Source organism: Maribacter confluentis (assembly GCF_030505015.1).
GTDB classification, from domain to species: domain Bacteria; phylum Bacteroidota; class Bacteroidia; order Flavobacteriales; family Flavobacteriaceae; genus Maribacter; species Maribacter sedimenticola.
This window is the reverse complement of the sequence record NZ_JAUKUC010000001.1, coordinates 3,104,279-3,121,113: the sequence shown is the minus strand read 5'-3', so window position 1 is coordinate 3,121,113 and position 16,835 is coordinate 3,104,279. Positions and strand designations below refer to the sequence as shown.

The following is a 16,835-nucleotide window of genomic DNA, read 5'->3' as shown; positions in this document are numbered from 1 at the left end:
AATTGTTTAAATATTAAAATATGTGTTGGTTTACGACATCCCCTATTTTAGGGTGACATTTTCAAGCAGCAAAAATAGGCCGGGTGCCATGATATGTTATTAACTTAAAATGACCCTTACTTTAGGAAATTGTATAACAAGATAGCCAATATTAATAAAATGTTAAATATACACTTACAACAATGTAGATGATATAAATAATCCTATTTAAAGGCCAAATTAAATTTACTTTGTCACGTGAAGTTTTAAAGCGGAACCCGTAATACCTAGCACTATAGACCCAATACTTTTAATATCTTGTGAAATACCTCATTATTGGCATAAACGCCCTGAAATTCGTGCGACATGGGGCCATAGGCAAAAATAGGAACCATCGTTGCGGTATGGTCATGGGTAGTAAAATCAGCTTCCACCTCATGCCTGTCCATATTACCCTGAGGAATGGTCAATCCGCCTGTTTCATGGTCGGCAGTAATGATGACCAAGGTGTTCTTGTCCTTATCCGCAAACTTTATGGCCTCGGTAATTGCCTTATCAAACGAAATACTCTCGGCAATAACTCCGCCAATATCGTTAACATGCCCATAACTATCAATCTTAGCCCCCTCTGCCATTAAAAAGAAAGGGGTGTTCTTATGCTGCAGAAAGGCAATGCCATTCCTTGTAGCCGTTGCCAATTTTTCCACATGTTGGGGCAAAGGGGTATTCGCTGAATAATCCATCCACGCACCCACCTTATCATAAGTGCTACCACCAAGTGCCTCAATGGTATTTATCATTTGAAAACCCGACGTTTCGATAGCCTTCACCTCATCTGATCTCTGTGCGATAAACAGGTGCAACTTACTCGCCTTTAAATCTTGCGCCAAACCTTCCTCCATATCACGATCGGTGCGGTGGCCATAAAATGAGGAGGGAGTGGCACCGGTAATGCCATCGGTAGAAATTACTCCGGTAGCAAAGCCCTTATCAACAAGAATTTCGGTGAGGTTAGGTATAGGGTTTCCGTCCTTGTCCGTTCCTATGGCCCTATTGTTCGTTTTTTGGCCCGTGGAGATAGCCGTTCCCGCAGCGGCAGAATCCGTAGTAAAATCATCTGCGGAGCGGGTCGTCAAAAAACCTATTTGTTTTAGCTGGGTCAGGGTCAAAGCTCCCCCATTGGCTAAAGTAGCCGAGGATATTTGGGTAAGTCCGTTACCATCACCTATTAAAAGAATGACATTTTTTGGCGCCTTATCAATAGCATCGGTAGAATACGACGGTGTGTATACCTCGGAAAATACCGTATTACGCACTACACTATTGTTCAGACTACGTACATAGGACACACATTCATAGGGCATATCCGTATTAATGACATCTACCCCTAGGTCCGTAAAGGCTTTCCAAGCGGTCTTTGAATCTGGGGTTGCCCAAAACCTGAACGGTTTGTTCATTGCGTGCGCCTTGGCGATGACCCCGCTCACCTTGTTCAGGTCCGCTGCCGTTAAACGCCCCTTACCGTTCCATTCCGAAAACTGCCTGAAACTTAAACTGACCATAGCTATTTTTTCCATAACCGCAGCATTGGTAACAGGAACCGTACTCTGGTAGTCGAACAAAATAAATTCAGGGTAGTCCACATACGTTGCCAAAGGAGGCCTATTTCCGGAAACGACCAAGGTAATATGTTCATGGTCCGTAATCATAGGATAGTTCCGTAAGCTGCTCACCAAAGCATTTAAGGTAGACATGGCATCGGTCTTTATATCGATCAAAACCTGTAATGTCCGATCAGCGAGCATACCCCTTTCTACCATTTCCTTTAGCGGTTGCAGATACAACCGTTCCAATGTGGCGGTCGCGGTCACTTCGCCCAACTCATGGGCTACCATAAGGACACCTTCAACTAAAAACACATCTACTTCCAAGGATTGTACATCTGCCGCAAAAGCTCCGTAAAAAGGTAACGGTTGTTTATAATCATTATGTGAATGTACTTTGGGGCCTTGGGCAAAACCGACCATACAGGCCGAAATAAAAAAACCAATAGACCGTAAAAAATTCAATTTCATAACATCTAATTTCTGTGCACTCCCTTTACTAAGCAGAATGGTAAACCTAAGCGTTAAATATAAAATGACCAATTTATAAATGTAAAATTTACATCATTTAAAGTGGACCATAATGTGCTTTTCTATTTTAGTATATCCACCCAACAGAAAATTTATCAACAACAGAAATCGTTAATATCTATTGTTAAAATTTCAACTGATGAAAGTCTTTTTTATTTACTTTTGACCACGACCAATACCGACCATGACCGAAAATATAAAATTAATGTTCAGTAAAATGAACGATGAAACAAGACAGGAAGCATTAGAATGCCTCATGACGGAGTTTCATCAGGAAAGCACCAAGAAAATCCAAAAAAATTGGATTATTGGCGGTCGTATTCCAGAAGAACATCAGCCAAGGATCGTTCAAATTTTTCAAAACCTGTTACGCGTTCAAATTTTTAAAACGAACGAGATCAAGGTACATCTCTAGCACCCCTTATTTACTTGTTACATTCCATATGATGTACCCTATGTTTCAGAACATGGTGTCTATCAAAAAAAATAACCGACACAATAAGAACAATGCATCGGTTACTCAACTTACTCAAACTAATTCAAACTCATTGCAAATATGCACTCATTTATTAGTTTGTAGTTTAAGTGAATGTGAAGGAAACTTTAAGTTCCCTGTTTTGGATCAATTTCCTTACTTCCTCCCAAAAATGTACCCATTTGACCTTGCCAAAGGATTAATCCGGTAATGCCTTTATCAGGAAATTAGCGATATTACGTTGGTTACTTTTATATAGCTCCAGGTAATTGTCCCAATTTTCTTTCTTGGCATTGATCTCCCTAATATGGATACGGACATTTTTAAGCACCTTCATTTTAGGAATTACTTGATAATTAATAGGGGAAATGGTAGCACTGCTGGGAATACTGGCGTCATTCAATACAATAGGATTTAAATAAAATTCCTGGGGACGGTCCTGACCATCAAAATAAAAAAAAGCAATTTCCAATACATAATTGATCCTATTCTTACTTGAGCTCAATTTGGCCCAGGAGTAGTTAAGCTCATAAGCTTTTAAGCCTAAATAGTGATAATCATCCACATTTTCTACCGCACCCAAATCAAACTTAAATTGTGTAAGCAAAATTTGTTTACCGGATGCATTCTTACCGGTTTGCTCAAAAACAAGGACACTCTTGGGGTCCAATGCATTAAAACGGCCGCTTGGGTCAAAAAAGCTAAACTCCCCAAAATATTCCTTATTAAAATTATCCGGATTATAAAATAATTTGCTTGCGCCATCAACCAATAACGGAATTAAGTTGGTGGCCAATTGAGCAAAACCAAAGGAAAGGGCATTTTGGTCATTTAAATCCTCACGGACAAATTCCAAGCTATGGGCAATATCATGGAATTCCTGTTTTGAGACACTATTTCCTTTCACCGTGTAAAAGTTTTCCTGTGCGTTGGAAACCATAGAAAGTAAGAATACAATACTAAAGAAATACTTTACAATACAAACTTTAAACATATACTGAAATTAGAATTTATACTTCTTTTCCACGGCATACCGCAACAGTTCCCCTTTGCCCTTTAAGCCTAAAATACGGGCCATATTCTTCCTATGTGTATCTACGGTGTGCGTGCCTATAAACAACTCTTCACTGATTTCACGTGATGTTTTACCTTGGCCTATAAGTTTTAGGATTTCTTTCTGCCTTACCGTCAATACCCCTTTGCCCGATTTTGCCGATGTACTTTTTGGGTCCGTAACATTAATATTAGGGTCATAATAGTGTTGTCCGCCGGCCACGGTTAAAATAGCTTTTAACACTTCTTTTAACGCCGTATTCTTTAAAATATAACCGTTGGCACCGGCATCTATCATTTGTGCAACCGCATCATCCTGATCAAACATGGTAAACGCCAAAATTTTGATATGGGGAAATTCCTTTTTAATGATGGCCGTAGCCTGTATACCATCCATTTTGGGCATACGAATATCGGTTATGACCACATTGGGCTGTTTTAAGCGCACCAAATCCAGTAATGCCTCACCATCGTTTACGGCACCTACAATACTAATGTCCTCTTCATATTTAAGTAAGAGTTCCAAACCGTCAATAAGGGCTTGGTGGTCTTCTGCAATAGCCAATCTGATCATATGGGTATGTCTAAAATGATTACGGTTCCTTTTCCTATTTCCGATTCTATGTTCATGGAACCATGCAAATAATGTATACGCTTATCTATACTTTTTAATCCCATACCATTACCATAGTTAGCCGTTTTATCCAACGGCATTCCTTTACCGTTATCCTCTGCTAAAATATTCAAGGTATCGCCATGGTTGGTAATATGGATATTCATTTCAGTAGCTTCCGCATGTTTGATTACATTGGTCATCAATTCTTGAACGATACGGAACAGTGTGAGCTCCATACTGTTTTCCAGGCGGGTGTCCAACCCATGATCATGCACCAAGATACCGATACCACTGGCCACGGAAACTTTTTCCGCCATTTGCTTTACGGCCGGCAATAACCCTTGTTTGGCTATTAATCCCGAATTTTTGGCGTGGGCAATAGCTCTAATTTTACCGTAGGCCTCATCAATTAATGTTTCTGTTTTGGCAAATGTCTCCTTATTACCTTGTTTGTCCGACGCTTCAAGTGAATTAAACTGCAATTTTACCGCCGCCATTAAGCCACCCAGATCGTCATGAAGCTCATTGGCTACCCGTTGCCGCTCTTTTTCTTGACCTTCAATCATGGCATCTATGGTGGCAAGCTCTTGTTCCTTTAGAATATTGGATACTTTTTGCTGCCCAAGTGTTTTTTCTTGCTCTGCCAACAGTTGTTTTCGTATGGCATTCTTATTTACCAATACACCAATGACAGTACCTAAGACCAGCAACATGCCCAGAAATATGGTCCAATTTCTAATTTTGGCATTGGAAGTCTCCAATTCCAACTTATCCAGTTTTAATTTATCGGTCTGGTTTTGTACGGTTAAAATGGAGGACTCCAAGGTATTGTTCTTATAGCCCAGCTCATACTCAATATCTACCGATTTTCGTAAGTAGTGATACGCAGAATCATAGTTGCCTTCTTTTTGGAAGATGGCCGAGGCTAGACGGTCGTTATAGAAATCATCTTTTAATTTAATTGAATCCCTTTTAGAGATTTCCAAAAATCTTTTCGCTTCAACTAAATGATCATTCAGCAAATTTACATGTGCTAATTGCCACGCAATCTTATTCCTGAAAGCATCATTGTATTTTAAAGTTACTGAGGTACTATCTGCCTTTAACAAAAAATCTTCAGCCTTTTCAAAATTTTCTTCAATCTTGTAATAAATCCCTTTTTCTAAATAAAACAAAGGGAAAAGATTATTCGAATTAGGTAATGTCCCAAAAATGGAATCTAACTTATCATTATATGAGTAATATTGAATATCAATATCATTAAGATTATCGTCTCCTTTACTCAAAAAAATTAATCCATAGCGAATACTTAAAATTTCATCCGTAACATCTGATTTAATAGCTATGAACCGTTCTAAATACGGTAAGTATTGCTTGCTCCCTATAAATATTTCAGAAGCAAACAAGTCTAAAATACCAATAAGCGCAGCTTTAACAAAAACTTTGTCTCCAATTTTATCAGCAAGTTTTATAGCATTTGAAAAACTTTTAAATGCTTGTAAATTATCCTGTTTTAATGCATAACTATTACTGTAACCTTCAATTAAATATTTGATGAAATTAAGTGATTCGTTATTCGTCTTTTCAAAGGCATATAAAGATTTAGAATTGGTCCTCTTAGATGACATTAAATCAATTAAAGTGATAAGATGGTTTTCCATACTTTCATCTTCTATATTTAAGGCTAAATTATACGCGGCAGGGAAGTCCTGATTTTTGGTAGCATTAAATAACTGATCTAATTTTGGATTGTTTGACCAAAGATTAGAAAATGCAATAAGAAGCAGATAGAGAACCGTTTTATTCATTAAAAAATAATCTTATTGAAACTTGCCCAACACCTTTTTCCAGGCATATTAAAAACTTGTTCTCCTTTATACTTTTGGTCAGAAATCACTTCTTTATCATAATCTTCCTTTCGTACCACATGCCTCCCATCTTTATAGAAAAATTCAAAATCAAAAGCTTTTCCATTGTCAGGTAAGGCATCTAGCCTACCATCGTTCATCAAAATAGGTTTACCAGCAGCATCAAACCTAGGGAACATAGGATTTAAAATTCGCTTGGAATGGATGTACCCTCCATTTTCAAAATGCAGATTTTTTAGCTGTTCGTTATTTAGGGAATACGACACATTATCTGACATAGCTTTGGTGTAGATCAAAAAAGTCAATCCATCTTTCATATTATTAGGTGCCACAACAATAGAATCTATACCAATAAAATAGGTAGGCTTGTAGTTCACAATTTCAAACTCCACACTTTTAAAGGTCTTATAATTTTCCCCTAAGGAGGAATCCCCAATTTCTATGGAAGCATAAATACCATAATTGGTCTGATAGTTCTGTCCTGCCATAATCAGCTGCTTACGGTTATCGTTTAGATCCAAGGTAGAGCTGTAGGCTTCCATTGGGTTTCCGGCTATCTTTCGTACTACCATGATTCCGTCACCCATAGTGTCCGTTTGTGCCGTTAGGAATAAAGGCGTTAAAAAGAATAGGGCAAGGGAACTGAGCAGGGTAACTTTTGTAATCGTTTTCATTAGTTTGGTTTTTATGGTTACTCATTCAAAAATGAAGATTTTTAGATGGTGATACTATACCTAATACAAGGTATATTATCCATTAATGTTGAAATCATCTTTACTTGCTCCATTACACTTTAAATATACCCATAACTGGGTATTGTTCAATACGTTGCCACTACATAGTTTTGATCCTATATAAATTACGTTGAGTTAGTTGGCTGTTAGTTAAATGCAATCCGCCCTTCCCACAAAAGGGCGGTTCATTAAATTGAGAACATGAACACAAAACAGAAAGAATTACAGTTTTTGGCAGCACTGGGAGAGCGAAAGATAAAATCCATTAAGACCGCCTATGAGCTGACCGAGGCCGAACTATTGGTAATAATACGTTTGCACCAACGCCATAATTCAATGACCACTAAAAATCTTACCCATCTATTAAGTAAATTTTAGACCAAGCCCTTCATGGACATTGCAATTCGTATTCGGGGGAAATTGAACTGCAGCGAAAATGAAGGGCTTGGTTTATTTAGTGTAAAATGGATGAAATAAATTAAATAAATACGTTCATCGAGAGGGTATATTTTTTATTAACAATTAACGTTAATAACTTTTATTATGCATTTCATCGAATAAATTGAACTTTTCATCGTTAATGGATATAGTTTAAATATTTTCGGAATGCGTTAAAAAAGCAACGAAATAATTTTATTACCGTTACATGAAGTCTATTTTTTCCAAAACCTTTTTCGTCCCCCTAGTCATTTTACTATCCATGTTATGTTTAGCCTCTTGTGGTAAAGACTACGATCTTGTTTCTGAATACGTTGTGCGCAATGCCACTAGCAATGACCTTATACACGGGTCAGTAGAAAACGCCTCCTTTAACGTGCATGTGGTCAACGACCCATTGGAAGGCACCGTAAAAAAAAAATAGCCCGGCTTACCTCTACCCATAAGGTAGAAGAGCAACACTCCGTACCGGATACAACGTCACCTACACGTGTAAACGGTCTACCAACCGCCAAACTACTTTTCAGTTCCGGTTTTGAAGGTGTTCAACTTTCAGAAAATAAATACGACTACCAATATATAACGGGTACCGATACCGAGACCGGTTTTTCCTGGCCACCTACAATTTTGGGCTCTTCTGAAAAAGATAAGGAACCCAGTGGTATACATACGGTCAATGATGGTGGCGGTCCCGCAATAGACAATTATCTGGAAAAAGTAAAAGGACCGCACGGCAACGAAACCACCACACTTTTTCAACGGGTAAACTATGATGTACAAGTTACACAGACCCCATATCAAATCAACAATATAAAAGAGAACCCCAAAGAGCTTTATATCTGCTATTGGATGAAAACAGATGATATTTCCTTAAAAGGGAAAGATATTTGGCGTGCCATTTGGGAATACAAAACAAAAAACTATGCTTCTTATAAAGATGGTTTTAGAATGATCGCCTTTATGGCCACCGATATTAAAGGCACACCCTATTGGCAATTTCAAGGAGATATAGGACCACGCCAACCGGTATGGCGTATAGAAAATTATGATATTCCATTAATTACCGGAGAATGGTTCAAGGCAGAATATTATTTAAAATGGAGCGATGGCAATGACGGTTATGCCTCTATGAAAATCAACGGACAGTTAATTGGTGAACATCATGGCCCAACGACCTCAAAATCCGATAATTTAGATTTTATTATGGTTACGCAGGTCTATGGAAATAATTACCCCATGTACCAATGGGTAGACGATATTGAAATCTGGGACGGGCAACCCTAAACAAAGAGAACTAAAATGGTTGTAATCACCGGTACAAACTTTTTATGACAATGTTACGTATATGATATAGAAGCAATTAAGTGATACCCCAATGAAATCATTACAAAAATTAACCTACCTACCACTTATGACCCCCTTGATCCTATTACTATTATGTGCATGTGGAAAGGACAATATTGGTTCAACATCCTTTCCAGAGACCGAAACAGAAGCCGAAACAGAGACCGAAGTAGAAATTGACGTGGACCAAAACGGCACGCCACCACCTACCGCTCCTGGACGTGAAGCAAATCTGCTCTTTAAATCCGGATTTGAAGGCGTAAGTTTGACCGAGACCAGGTATGATTATCAATATATTGTAGGTAAGGACACCGAGACCGGCTATTATTGGCCACCAACAATTTTAGGATCTGCCAACGCCAGCGAGCCCAGTGGAATACACAACATCAATGATGACAATGGTGCCGCCATAGACAATGCTCTAGAAGTGATTACCGGACCAAACGGTAATGAGACGACCACTTTGTTCCAACGGGTGAATTATGATGTACAAGTAACCCAGGCGCCCTATCAAATAAACGATATTCAGGAAAACCCAGATGAATTATATATTGCCTATTGGATGAAGACCGATGCAAGTTCCGTACAAGGGATCGATAAATGGCGCGCCATTTGGGAATATAAGACAGCCAATTATGCCAGTTACTCCAATGGCTTTAGGATGATCGCATTCATGGCTACCGATATACGCGGCAACCCCTATTGGATGTTACAAGGTGATGTAAGTCCGCAAAACCCCATATGGCAATTAAGAAACACGCAAATACCCCTGATCTTAGGCGAATGGTTCAAAGTAGAATACCATATAAAATGGAGCAATGGGGATGATGGTTATGCGTCAATGAAAGTGAACGGCCAACTTATTGGCGAACATCATGGAGTTACCACCTATAACAATGACAATTTGGATTTTATTATGTTGACCCAAGTGTATGGAAGCAATTACCCCATGTACCAATGGGTAGATGATGTAGAGATCTGGGACGGTGTACCTGAGTAATCGCCTACGGATTACCTTTCAAAATCTTATTGATGAATATCCCTATTTGTAACGGTAGGCAGCATCAAAAACAAATTTACCGTTGCATTCATGCAGATGGTGCAGCCCCATTAAATTATGCTCAAAATCAGGCTCAATAACCTGTACCGTAGTTTCCCTATATTCCTCCAGCGTTAATTTTTCAATTTTGTTGATATTCAACGCCCTACCATACACTCCATCCGTATTTCGTTGTGAAGGCCTATAGTATTCCCCTTCATGCATAAAGATCGCCCCTCCATTTCTTGCTACACTAGCATCTATGAGAACCGGATTTTGTTGATGGGGAATTAAGGTATTGAGCTTAACGCCATCAACTTTATAGATAAACAGTTCACTATTCATGGGAGATGTTGGCGCAGCCTGTTTGTTTAAAAATAACCACTGCTGTTGATCCTGATCGGTATGGAAAAAAGCATCGCCCACTGCTTCCCCTTCAAAAGCTGTCGTATAGGGTTCCCATTGTAACGGAAAATCCACGGCCTTATATATTTCCAAAGTTTTGTTCTCGCTACCCTCGGGCATTAAGAAAATCTCTCCATCTTGCTCGAATATAAAGGGAAAGGACAAATGGTATCCCGTATCCAGTATATCCACAATCTGGGTCAATTGATTATCTTTTAAAACACCACAGCTAACTTTTCCTTTTTTGGTGCTATAGGAATAATTTTCAAAAAATAGATAATCGGTTCCCTTATGGTGAAAAAGAAAGGGGTCTGCCCAAAATTCATTATCGGGCATGGGCAACGCCATTGCAGAGGACGTAATATCCTGAAAAAAACCCTCGTTACCTGTAAAGACCGTCCAACACTCATACCGCCTGCTTACAAGTTTTGCCATTGATTTTTCATACAGCTTGTTCACAAAACCGCCATAAAATTTCCCCATATACTTTAAGGTAGAAAATAACGTGGGGTAACTTGTGTTGGTCTTCACCGGCATGGAAAACTCCGTAAGTTGAAGGGTATTGTTCTTTAACCTATCTAGGCATTTAAACAGTAAGGACACGCTACCTTCAGAAACAATGGTAGCCGTTTCTGTCATTGACCAATGCCTATTAAAATGTGCTTGATCTACAATGGCATATGCTTGAAGGTTCGCTTTAAAATTGACCAATGTTGCCGTAACGACCGGTTTTTTCTTTACCACTTCCCAAAAACCAACGGGGCCATCATCTACCAACGAACTTTCCTTGAACAATAGTTCCCAGAGCCCGTATGTTGAAGTTTTTAGCAATGCATCTGAAACAGGAACGCTATCCAAATTCAATAAAAGGTCCATGGGTCCGGGTTCATCCGTTCCAAGTACACCAACTTTTAAATCGTTCAAAAACGGAAAAGAATTTGATGTATAATTTGCTTGGGGAGGGTTGAACAACAATTTATTTTCAATAGCGTACTGCGTTCTTAGCAATAAACCGGACACTCCACCAATCTTCTGAGCATGAGCATTGACGTTACCGGTATGGCCCAATCTCCAATTGAAGAATGGGCCATTGGCCAATAGTATTTCCGGCTCCATATCCGGGTCGTTGCAAATTCCTTCAATGACCCTATACTGCCAATTGCTAAGCTGATTTAAGCTATTGACAAGAATTGCTATTTTCATTGCATCGATTATAAGATGATTAGCCTGTAAAGTACCACAAATTTAGGTTTACGCTTTTTTAAACCATTTTTTGGATTTCTCCGACTGTTCCATCTCATATCCATATCCATACCCATAATTTAATTTACCGGCATGCACTTGTCCTACGGCATTCATTACGTAGACCATATTTTTGACTTTTTTGCTCTTGTTGAGCTCCTTTGAAAACTTCATTACATTTTTATCCGTTACCCCGGCACGTACGGCAAACAAGGTAATATCGGCATGTTTTGCAATCAATAGGGTGTCCGTCACCAACATGGTAGGGGCCGTATCCATAATGACATAATCATATTCTTTTTTGGCCTCTTCCAAGAACTGTTCAAAGTTCTTACCGGACAACAGTACCGGAACGTTAGAAGGTACAGCCCCGCTCAAAAATATTTTATGATCGGGATTTGCCTTAAAGCCCTCAAACGTATGGGGCTCAAAGTCCTTTATTTTACCCGCCAGATAATCGGCAAGGCCTTGGCTATTCTTATCCAGACCCAAATAGGTATGCAAGGTTGGGTTTCTTAAATCCCCACCCACCAATAAAACGCGTTTACCAATACTGGCATAGGCAAGGGACAGATTAAGTGCCAATAAGGTTTTACCTTCTCCCTTAACCGCGGAAGTCACAAAAATAACCTTACCGGTTTCATCTGTTTCTTCCGGCGATAACAAATGGGTAACATTGGCACCAAGTATCCTGAACGACTCCGCAAGAACGGACCGATCATTGACATCGATGAACTTTTTATCCTTTTCAAAAAATGGAATTTCCGCAACTACGGGAATTTCTGGATTTAACTGCTCAATCTCTGAACGGTCGTGAATATTGTTATCCGTAGAAAAACGGATATAGAAGACCAGGAACGGCAATAAAAGCCCCAATAATATACTTACCGGGAATACCACGGTAGGTTTAGGCCATAATGGATCCAAGTTCGTTAGACCGTATTCAATAACCTTAATGGTAGGTGCGGTAGACGCATAATCAATTGTGGCCTCTTCACGTTTTTGCAATAACAATAGGTATAAGTTCTCTTTGATGCTCTGCTGTCTTTCAATAGACCTTAGCATTCTTTCCGTTTCCGGTAATCGTGAAAATCGATACCCGGCAGAGTTTTTTTCCTGATTTGTTTTACGCAATGACAGCGCCAATTGGGCCTCATAATTGTTTACACTGCTTAATATATTAAGTTTGCTCAACTCTAACTGCTTGGACAATTTAACCAAGGTAGGGTGGTTAGAACCAACCGATGTAATTAACTTTTGACGTTCCCTGGCCATATTGTTATAATTGGACACCATAGCGTTCAATCCGCTATTGGCAAGTCCAATATCTGCAGGAAGTAGATTATATTCCGCCTCATTGGCTACCGTTTTCTTCAATAAATTGGACAATGAAACCTGAGTTTCTAGTTTAAGCGCCTCACTTTCCGCTTCTGTCTTACGCTGTAGATTTGCTCCGGCGTCTGATTGAATGAACGATATATTCTGCTCTTGCTTTAAATTTTGCTTACCCGCTTCAATAGAATCAAGTTCTTGGGACAGGTAAACAAATCGTTTTTCAATTACTTCCAACGTCCTTCTGGATACCAATTGCCTATCCAAAATTCCGTCTTGGTTAAAATTGTTGATTATAGAGTTTAAAACCTGTTCTGAACGTTGTTTACTCTCGCCCAGCAAAGAAAGATTAAGGACCTCACTATTGGCTTCTGTAGTAATGGTCAGTTTTTTGGCCAATTTTAGGGTCGTTTTTCTCTTTGAGTCTATTATTACCTTGAACGAATCATTTCTGTAATTCTTTACATTAGTGATACTTTCTGCCAATTCAATTTTAAAGGGCAGATAATAAACAGAGGTATTGGCTTCGTTATAAGGAACATTGTATTGCGTACCTTCTTCATCCACAATATCAAAGCCGGTTTCGGTCAACTTTACCTCAAATTTTAAAGGTTCGTTGATCTTGTCCTCTGAGATGTTCTTTCTGACCGTAAATGGCGGCTCCCATATTTGCTTGTAGAGTAGATTGTTCAACTGCTGGTATTCAATATCCAAATGAAGCTCATCTACCACATTATGCAACAGACGGTACGACTGAATTACCTTAATCTGATTTTGTATATCCAATAACCTATTATTGGGGTTTGCACTAGCAATGGAAATGACATCCTTGACAACACTTGTTTTCATGGCGTCTTCCAAAATCTTGATTTTTGCCTCTGTCTTATAGATTACAGGAGCATATTTCATATACGCAAAGGCAATGGCACAAAACAATAGTACCATCCCCAAGAACCAAGGCCAAAAACGTACATATTTGGCAATTGCCTCTTTTATGTCATATGATTCCTTGTCCTCTTCAAAATCTAAGACGTATGTTTTTTCGTTCATAATTAAAGTCAATATTATTCAACAATACCTAACCCGTACACAACCAAACTAATTTTTGGTATGGTTTAGTATTTTTTTATCGAGTTTTAACCTAAAAAGCGGTACAATATTACAAATCACTAAGGTTCAAGAAATTATAATTCTTTGAAATCCAATATTATATCGACGATACGACCTGCTGTTTTACCGTCCCATAATTTTGGGATACCACCCGTTTTCCATTCCCCTTTAAAAAGTTTCTCCATAGCAGGTTGAATGGCCTTTGGATCGGTTCCTAAAAGTTCATTGGTACCTTCTGTAATGGTTTCCGGTCTTTCGGTATTATCACGAAGTGTCATACATGGAATACCCATTACCGTAGTTTCTTCCGTTATACCACCAGAATCCGTGATTACGGCCTTACTTCTTTCTACCAGGTAATTAAATTCCAGATAGCCCAAAGGTTCCACCATATGCAATCTTGGATGTGAAATTTTCAGGTTGTTCAATATTTTGGCCGTACGCGGATGAACGGGAAAAACCAATGGTACATCTTTGCTATGTACAATTATTTCATCCATCAACGATTTTATCTGTGCCTCTTGATCCACGTTTGCAGGTCTGTGCAAAGTCATGACCATATATTCCTTTTCCTTTAGACCTAATTGATCCCAAATATCTGGCTTGGCAAACCTTGACCGTTGCTTTAGCAATGTATCTATCATAGTATTGCCTACATAAAATATTTGCTCCTCCTTTACCCCGCTATTACGTAAATTTTCATTTGCAATTTCAGAAGTGGTAAAGAAATAATTGGTAATGGCATCTGTAACCAACCTATTGATTTCCTCTGGCATTGTCCAATCATTAGATCGAATACCCCCCTCAACATGAGCTACCTTAATATGAAGCTTTTGCGCCACAATGGCACAGGCCATCGTAGATGTAACATCGCCTACAACAATTACAAGATCAGCCGGGTTAGCGATCAACTCTTTTTCAAAACCGATCATGATACTAGCCGTCTGTTCAGATTGGGAACCACCACCAGCCCCTAGGTTAACATCTGGATCGGGAATATTAAGCTGTTCAAAAAAATCACCGGACATTTTTTTGTCGTAATGCTGGCCGGTATGTACAAGCCTATAGGAAATATCATTACCATTGTCCTGAGCGTTTTGAATGGCATGGATAATTGGTGCAATTTTCATAAAATTTGGTCGTGCACCTGCAATAAGTGTAATTTTTCTCATATTTTTTTAATCTAAAACAGCAACTTTTTTTTGGTTCCAATCTATTTTATCATTGGCTGTGGAAATATCCATAAACTGAAAATCGTTTAGCCATTTTTCAAGTTTAGGCTTACATGATTTTAAACCTACATAAGACTTAAACCGTCTTATTGAAGATAAATCCTGGATCAAGGGTTGCTTATAATCAAAGTCCCTTGGATGAAAATAACTCATTATATAATCTGACTTGAGCGTCGCTTTTTTAATAAAATTGTATGGTAACAACCTAAAGTACCCGCCACCAGAAAAAACCATGGACTTACCTACAATAGATTGGATATTTATTGGAAATTCCTTTAAGGTTACACCATTGTACTCTATAAGGGATGGTTTGGCACTAGGAAAACACTTAAGTCCGCCATGCGCATGCCCTATAGGGAAAACGGATGAATCTGTGGTAATACCTAATTCATGTAATACCTCAAAAGCCCATTTATTATTATGTGATATGGAAAACCCTGGCGCACGGAACAGCTCTACCTTTTTCCCAATACAATCCTCTATAGTTTTGATCGATCGTTCCACATCATTATAAAAGGTTGGGCGGTCTTGTTCATATACCAGTTGATGCATATGGGTGTGACTACCAATTTCATACCCCCTATCAGAAATCATCCTTACCACCTCTGGATATTTTTCCGCTATCCACCCTACAACGAAAAATGAAGCGGAAGCCTTGCTTACGTCCAAAATTTCAAAAATGGTTTCCATATTCTTGTGGATGCGAGACTCATAATTTACCCACTCCTTTTCTGATTTGGTAGATGGGTTATTCAAAATATGGAACCACTCCTCTATGTCAAAAGTTAGAATTTTCATTACTTCTACAGATTTTAGTACACATATTTAGAGACATAATGCCCTAATATCTGTGAAGTTCGTAGTGGTTGGTATTTCCAGATTTTAGTCAAGAACTCAAAATCTCTCAATGATGTCTTTGGCTCCTCCGATAGATTGTAATAGATAGGGAGCTCCATAGGGTTCCAAAGCTTTTTAAATTCATGTTGGGAACTATCTATTGTAGACCTTCCAAAAGAGAAATAGCGGTGCTCCTTTGCAATGGAGGTTTTGATCATTTCCCAAAACATGAGTGCATTTACATTTTGCTTATTATATGTCTCATCAGTTCCTGACCAACACAATTCGTTAAAGCCTAAATAAGAAAGGGAAAAACCCGCCGAGATTGCTTTAACCCCGTCATAGATAACGGTAATTTGCACATCGCCATACGTGTATTGCTGTAGTAAATTCCTAAAAAATTGCTTACCCAAAGGAGGTGAACCAAATTTGAGCATGCGTTGGGAAAATATGGTGTAAAAATCATTCAATAGCTCTATTCCCCCAGATTTTACATCAAAATTTATTTTAAGGGTCTTCCTGATTTTCTGTCTCAATTTCGCTTTAATGGTCATGAACATTTCATCTTCCGTATCCTGCAATTTTAGAATACAGCTGATTTTTTTATCGATATAATGCTCAGAAAGTTTTTCAAAACTTCGTATTTCAAAACTAGGGGCGTTTATTAGAGAGGATATATTTACATTGTTTGCATATGAAGTTTGTACTAATGGGCCTCCATATGAAAAATGAGGCATGGATACCATCTTTTTACCAACATTGACTATAGGCATTACACCAATGGTTTGTTCCCTATCCTTTATGAAATAGTTGGTAGAGGAATATCCAAAAGTATTGGACAATATTTTTCCCAAACACGGATTATGGGCAATGGTAACCATCTGATGGTTATTTTCCTTTTCAAGAAAATCATTCCATTCATCATCATTGGCACACACTAGGGTAGATAACATTTTGTTTAATTTATAGTTAAGTTATTTTAAGATCAGGGGTATT

General features: G+C 38.6%; 15 protein-coding genes. 5 read left to right on the top strand and 10 right to left on the bottom strand.

Annotated features, from left to right (window positions below; genetic code table 11):
- Positions 1-272: 272 nt before the first annotated feature.
- A complete protein-coding gene (locus Q2T41_RS13565) occupies positions 273-2,054 on the bottom strand; it encodes an alkaline phosphatase (RefSeq protein WP_304436500.1) in 1,782 nt (593 codons plus the stop codon).
- A gap of 244 nt (positions 2,055-2,298) precedes the next feature.
- Between Q2T41_RS13565 and Q2T41_RS13560 the strand changes: the two genes are divergently transcribed.
- The gene (locus tag Q2T41_RS13560) at positions 2,299-2,529 is read left to right on the top strand and encodes a hypothetical protein (protein WP_089259522.1); all 231 of its coding nucleotides are present in this window, start codon (positions 2,299-2,301) and stop codon (positions 2,527-2,529) included.
- Between the two features lie 259 nt (positions 2,530-2,788).
- On the opposite strand, the gene Q2T41_RS13555 is transcribed toward Q2T41_RS13560, so the two are convergent.
- The 4 genes from Q2T41_RS13555 to Q2T41_RS13540 are packed head-to-tail and all read right to left on the bottom strand — an operon-like array spanning position 2,789 to position 6,800.
- Entirely contained in the window at positions 2,789-3,583 is a 795-nt protein-coding gene (locus Q2T41_RS13555; protein ID WP_304436499.1) for a hypothetical protein, read from the bottom strand.
- Positions 3,584-3,592: 9 nt separating this feature from the next.
- On the bottom strand, positions 3,593-4,216 hold the full coding sequence (locus Q2T41_RS13550) for a response regulator (RefSeq protein WP_144804783.1): 624 nt from the start codon (positions 4,214-4,216) through the stop codon (positions 3,593-3,595).
- Positions 4,213-6,066 carry a sensor histidine kinase gene (locus Q2T41_RS13545; protein ID WP_304436498.1) on the bottom strand — a complete coding sequence of 618 codons (1,854 nt, stop codon included), beginning with the start codon at positions 6,064-6,066 and terminating at the stop codon, positions 4,213-4,215. The genes Q2T41_RS13550 and Q2T41_RS13545 overlap by 4 nt, the downstream gene beginning before the upstream one ends.
- Positions 6,066-6,800: a hypothetical protein gene (locus tag Q2T41_RS13540; RefSeq protein WP_304436497.1), complete on the bottom strand. Its 735-nt coding sequence runs from the start codon at positions 6,798-6,800 to the stop codon at positions 6,066-6,068. The genes Q2T41_RS13545 and Q2T41_RS13540 overlap by 1 nt, the downstream gene beginning before the upstream one ends.
- Positions 6,801-7,061: 261 nt before the next feature.
- Here Q2T41_RS13540 and Q2T41_RS13535 point away from each other — a divergent pair, with 261 nt between their 5' ends.
- The 4 genes from Q2T41_RS13535 to Q2T41_RS13520 all read left to right on the top strand — a co-directional run bounded on the left by Q2T41_RS13535 (position 7,062) and on the right by Q2T41_RS13520 (position 9,642).
- Complete coding sequence (locus tag Q2T41_RS13535; RefSeq protein WP_179213130.1) at positions 7,062-7,238, top strand: hypothetical protein; 177 nt, start codon at positions 7,062-7,064, stop codon at positions 7,236-7,238.
- Positions 7,239-7,560: 322 nt separating this feature from the next.
- Positions 7,561-7,722 (top strand): hypothetical protein, encoded by a 162-nt coding sequence (locus tag Q2T41_RS13530; RefSeq protein WP_304436496.1) that lies wholly within the window; start codon positions 7,561-7,563, stop codon positions 7,720-7,722.
- 203 nt (positions 7,723-7,925) lie between these two features.
- On the top strand, positions 7,926-8,582 hold the full coding sequence (locus Q2T41_RS13525) for a polysaccharide lyase family protein (RefSeq protein ID WP_304436495.1): 657 nt from the start codon (positions 7,926-7,928) through the stop codon (positions 8,580-8,582).
- Positions 8,583-8,673: 91 nt separating this feature from the next.
- Positions 8,674-9,642, top strand: a complete 969-nt coding sequence (locus Q2T41_RS13520) for a polysaccharide lyase family protein (protein WP_304436494.1) — start codon at positions 8,674-8,676, stop codon at positions 9,640-9,642.
- A gap of 42 nt (positions 9,643-9,684) precedes the next feature.
- Here the strand turns inward: Q2T41_RS13520 and Q2T41_RS13515 are convergent, their stop codons facing one another.
- The 5 genes from Q2T41_RS13515 to Q2T41_RS13495 all read right to left on the bottom strand — a co-directional run bounded on the left by Q2T41_RS13515 (position 9,685) and on the right by Q2T41_RS13495 (position 16,792).
- Positions 9,685-11,289 carry a glucosamine inositolphosphorylceramide transferase family protein gene (locus tag Q2T41_RS13515; protein WP_304436493.1) on the bottom strand — a complete coding sequence of 535 codons (1,605 nt, stop codon included), beginning with the start codon at positions 11,287-11,289 and terminating at the stop codon, positions 9,685-9,687.
- Between the two features lie 48 nt (positions 11,290-11,337).
- The gene (locus tag Q2T41_RS13510; protein ID WP_304436492.1) at positions 11,338-13,710 is read right to left on the bottom strand and encodes a GumC family protein; all 2,373 of its coding nucleotides are present in this window, start codon (positions 13,708-13,710) and stop codon (positions 11,338-11,340) included.
- 134 nt (positions 13,711-13,844) lie between these two features.
- Entirely contained in the window at positions 13,845-14,942 is a 1,098-nt protein-coding gene (gene wecB / locus Q2T41_RS13505) for a non-hydrolyzing UDP-N-acetylglucosamine 2-epimerase (protein ID WP_304436491.1), read from the bottom strand.
- A 6-nt stretch (positions 14,943-14,948) separates the two neighbouring features.
- Positions 14,949-15,800, bottom strand: a complete 852-nt coding sequence (locus Q2T41_RS13500; protein ID WP_304436490.1) for a polysaccharide deacetylase family protein — start codon at positions 15,798-15,800, stop codon at positions 14,949-14,951.
- A 14-nt stretch (positions 15,801-15,814) separates the two neighbouring features.
- The gene (locus Q2T41_RS13495; protein ID WP_304436489.1) at positions 15,815-16,792 is read right to left on the bottom strand and encodes a GNAT family N-acetyltransferase; all 978 of its coding nucleotides are present in this window, start codon (positions 16,790-16,792) and stop codon (positions 15,815-15,817) included.
- Positions 16,793-16,835: the final 43 nt, after the last annotated feature.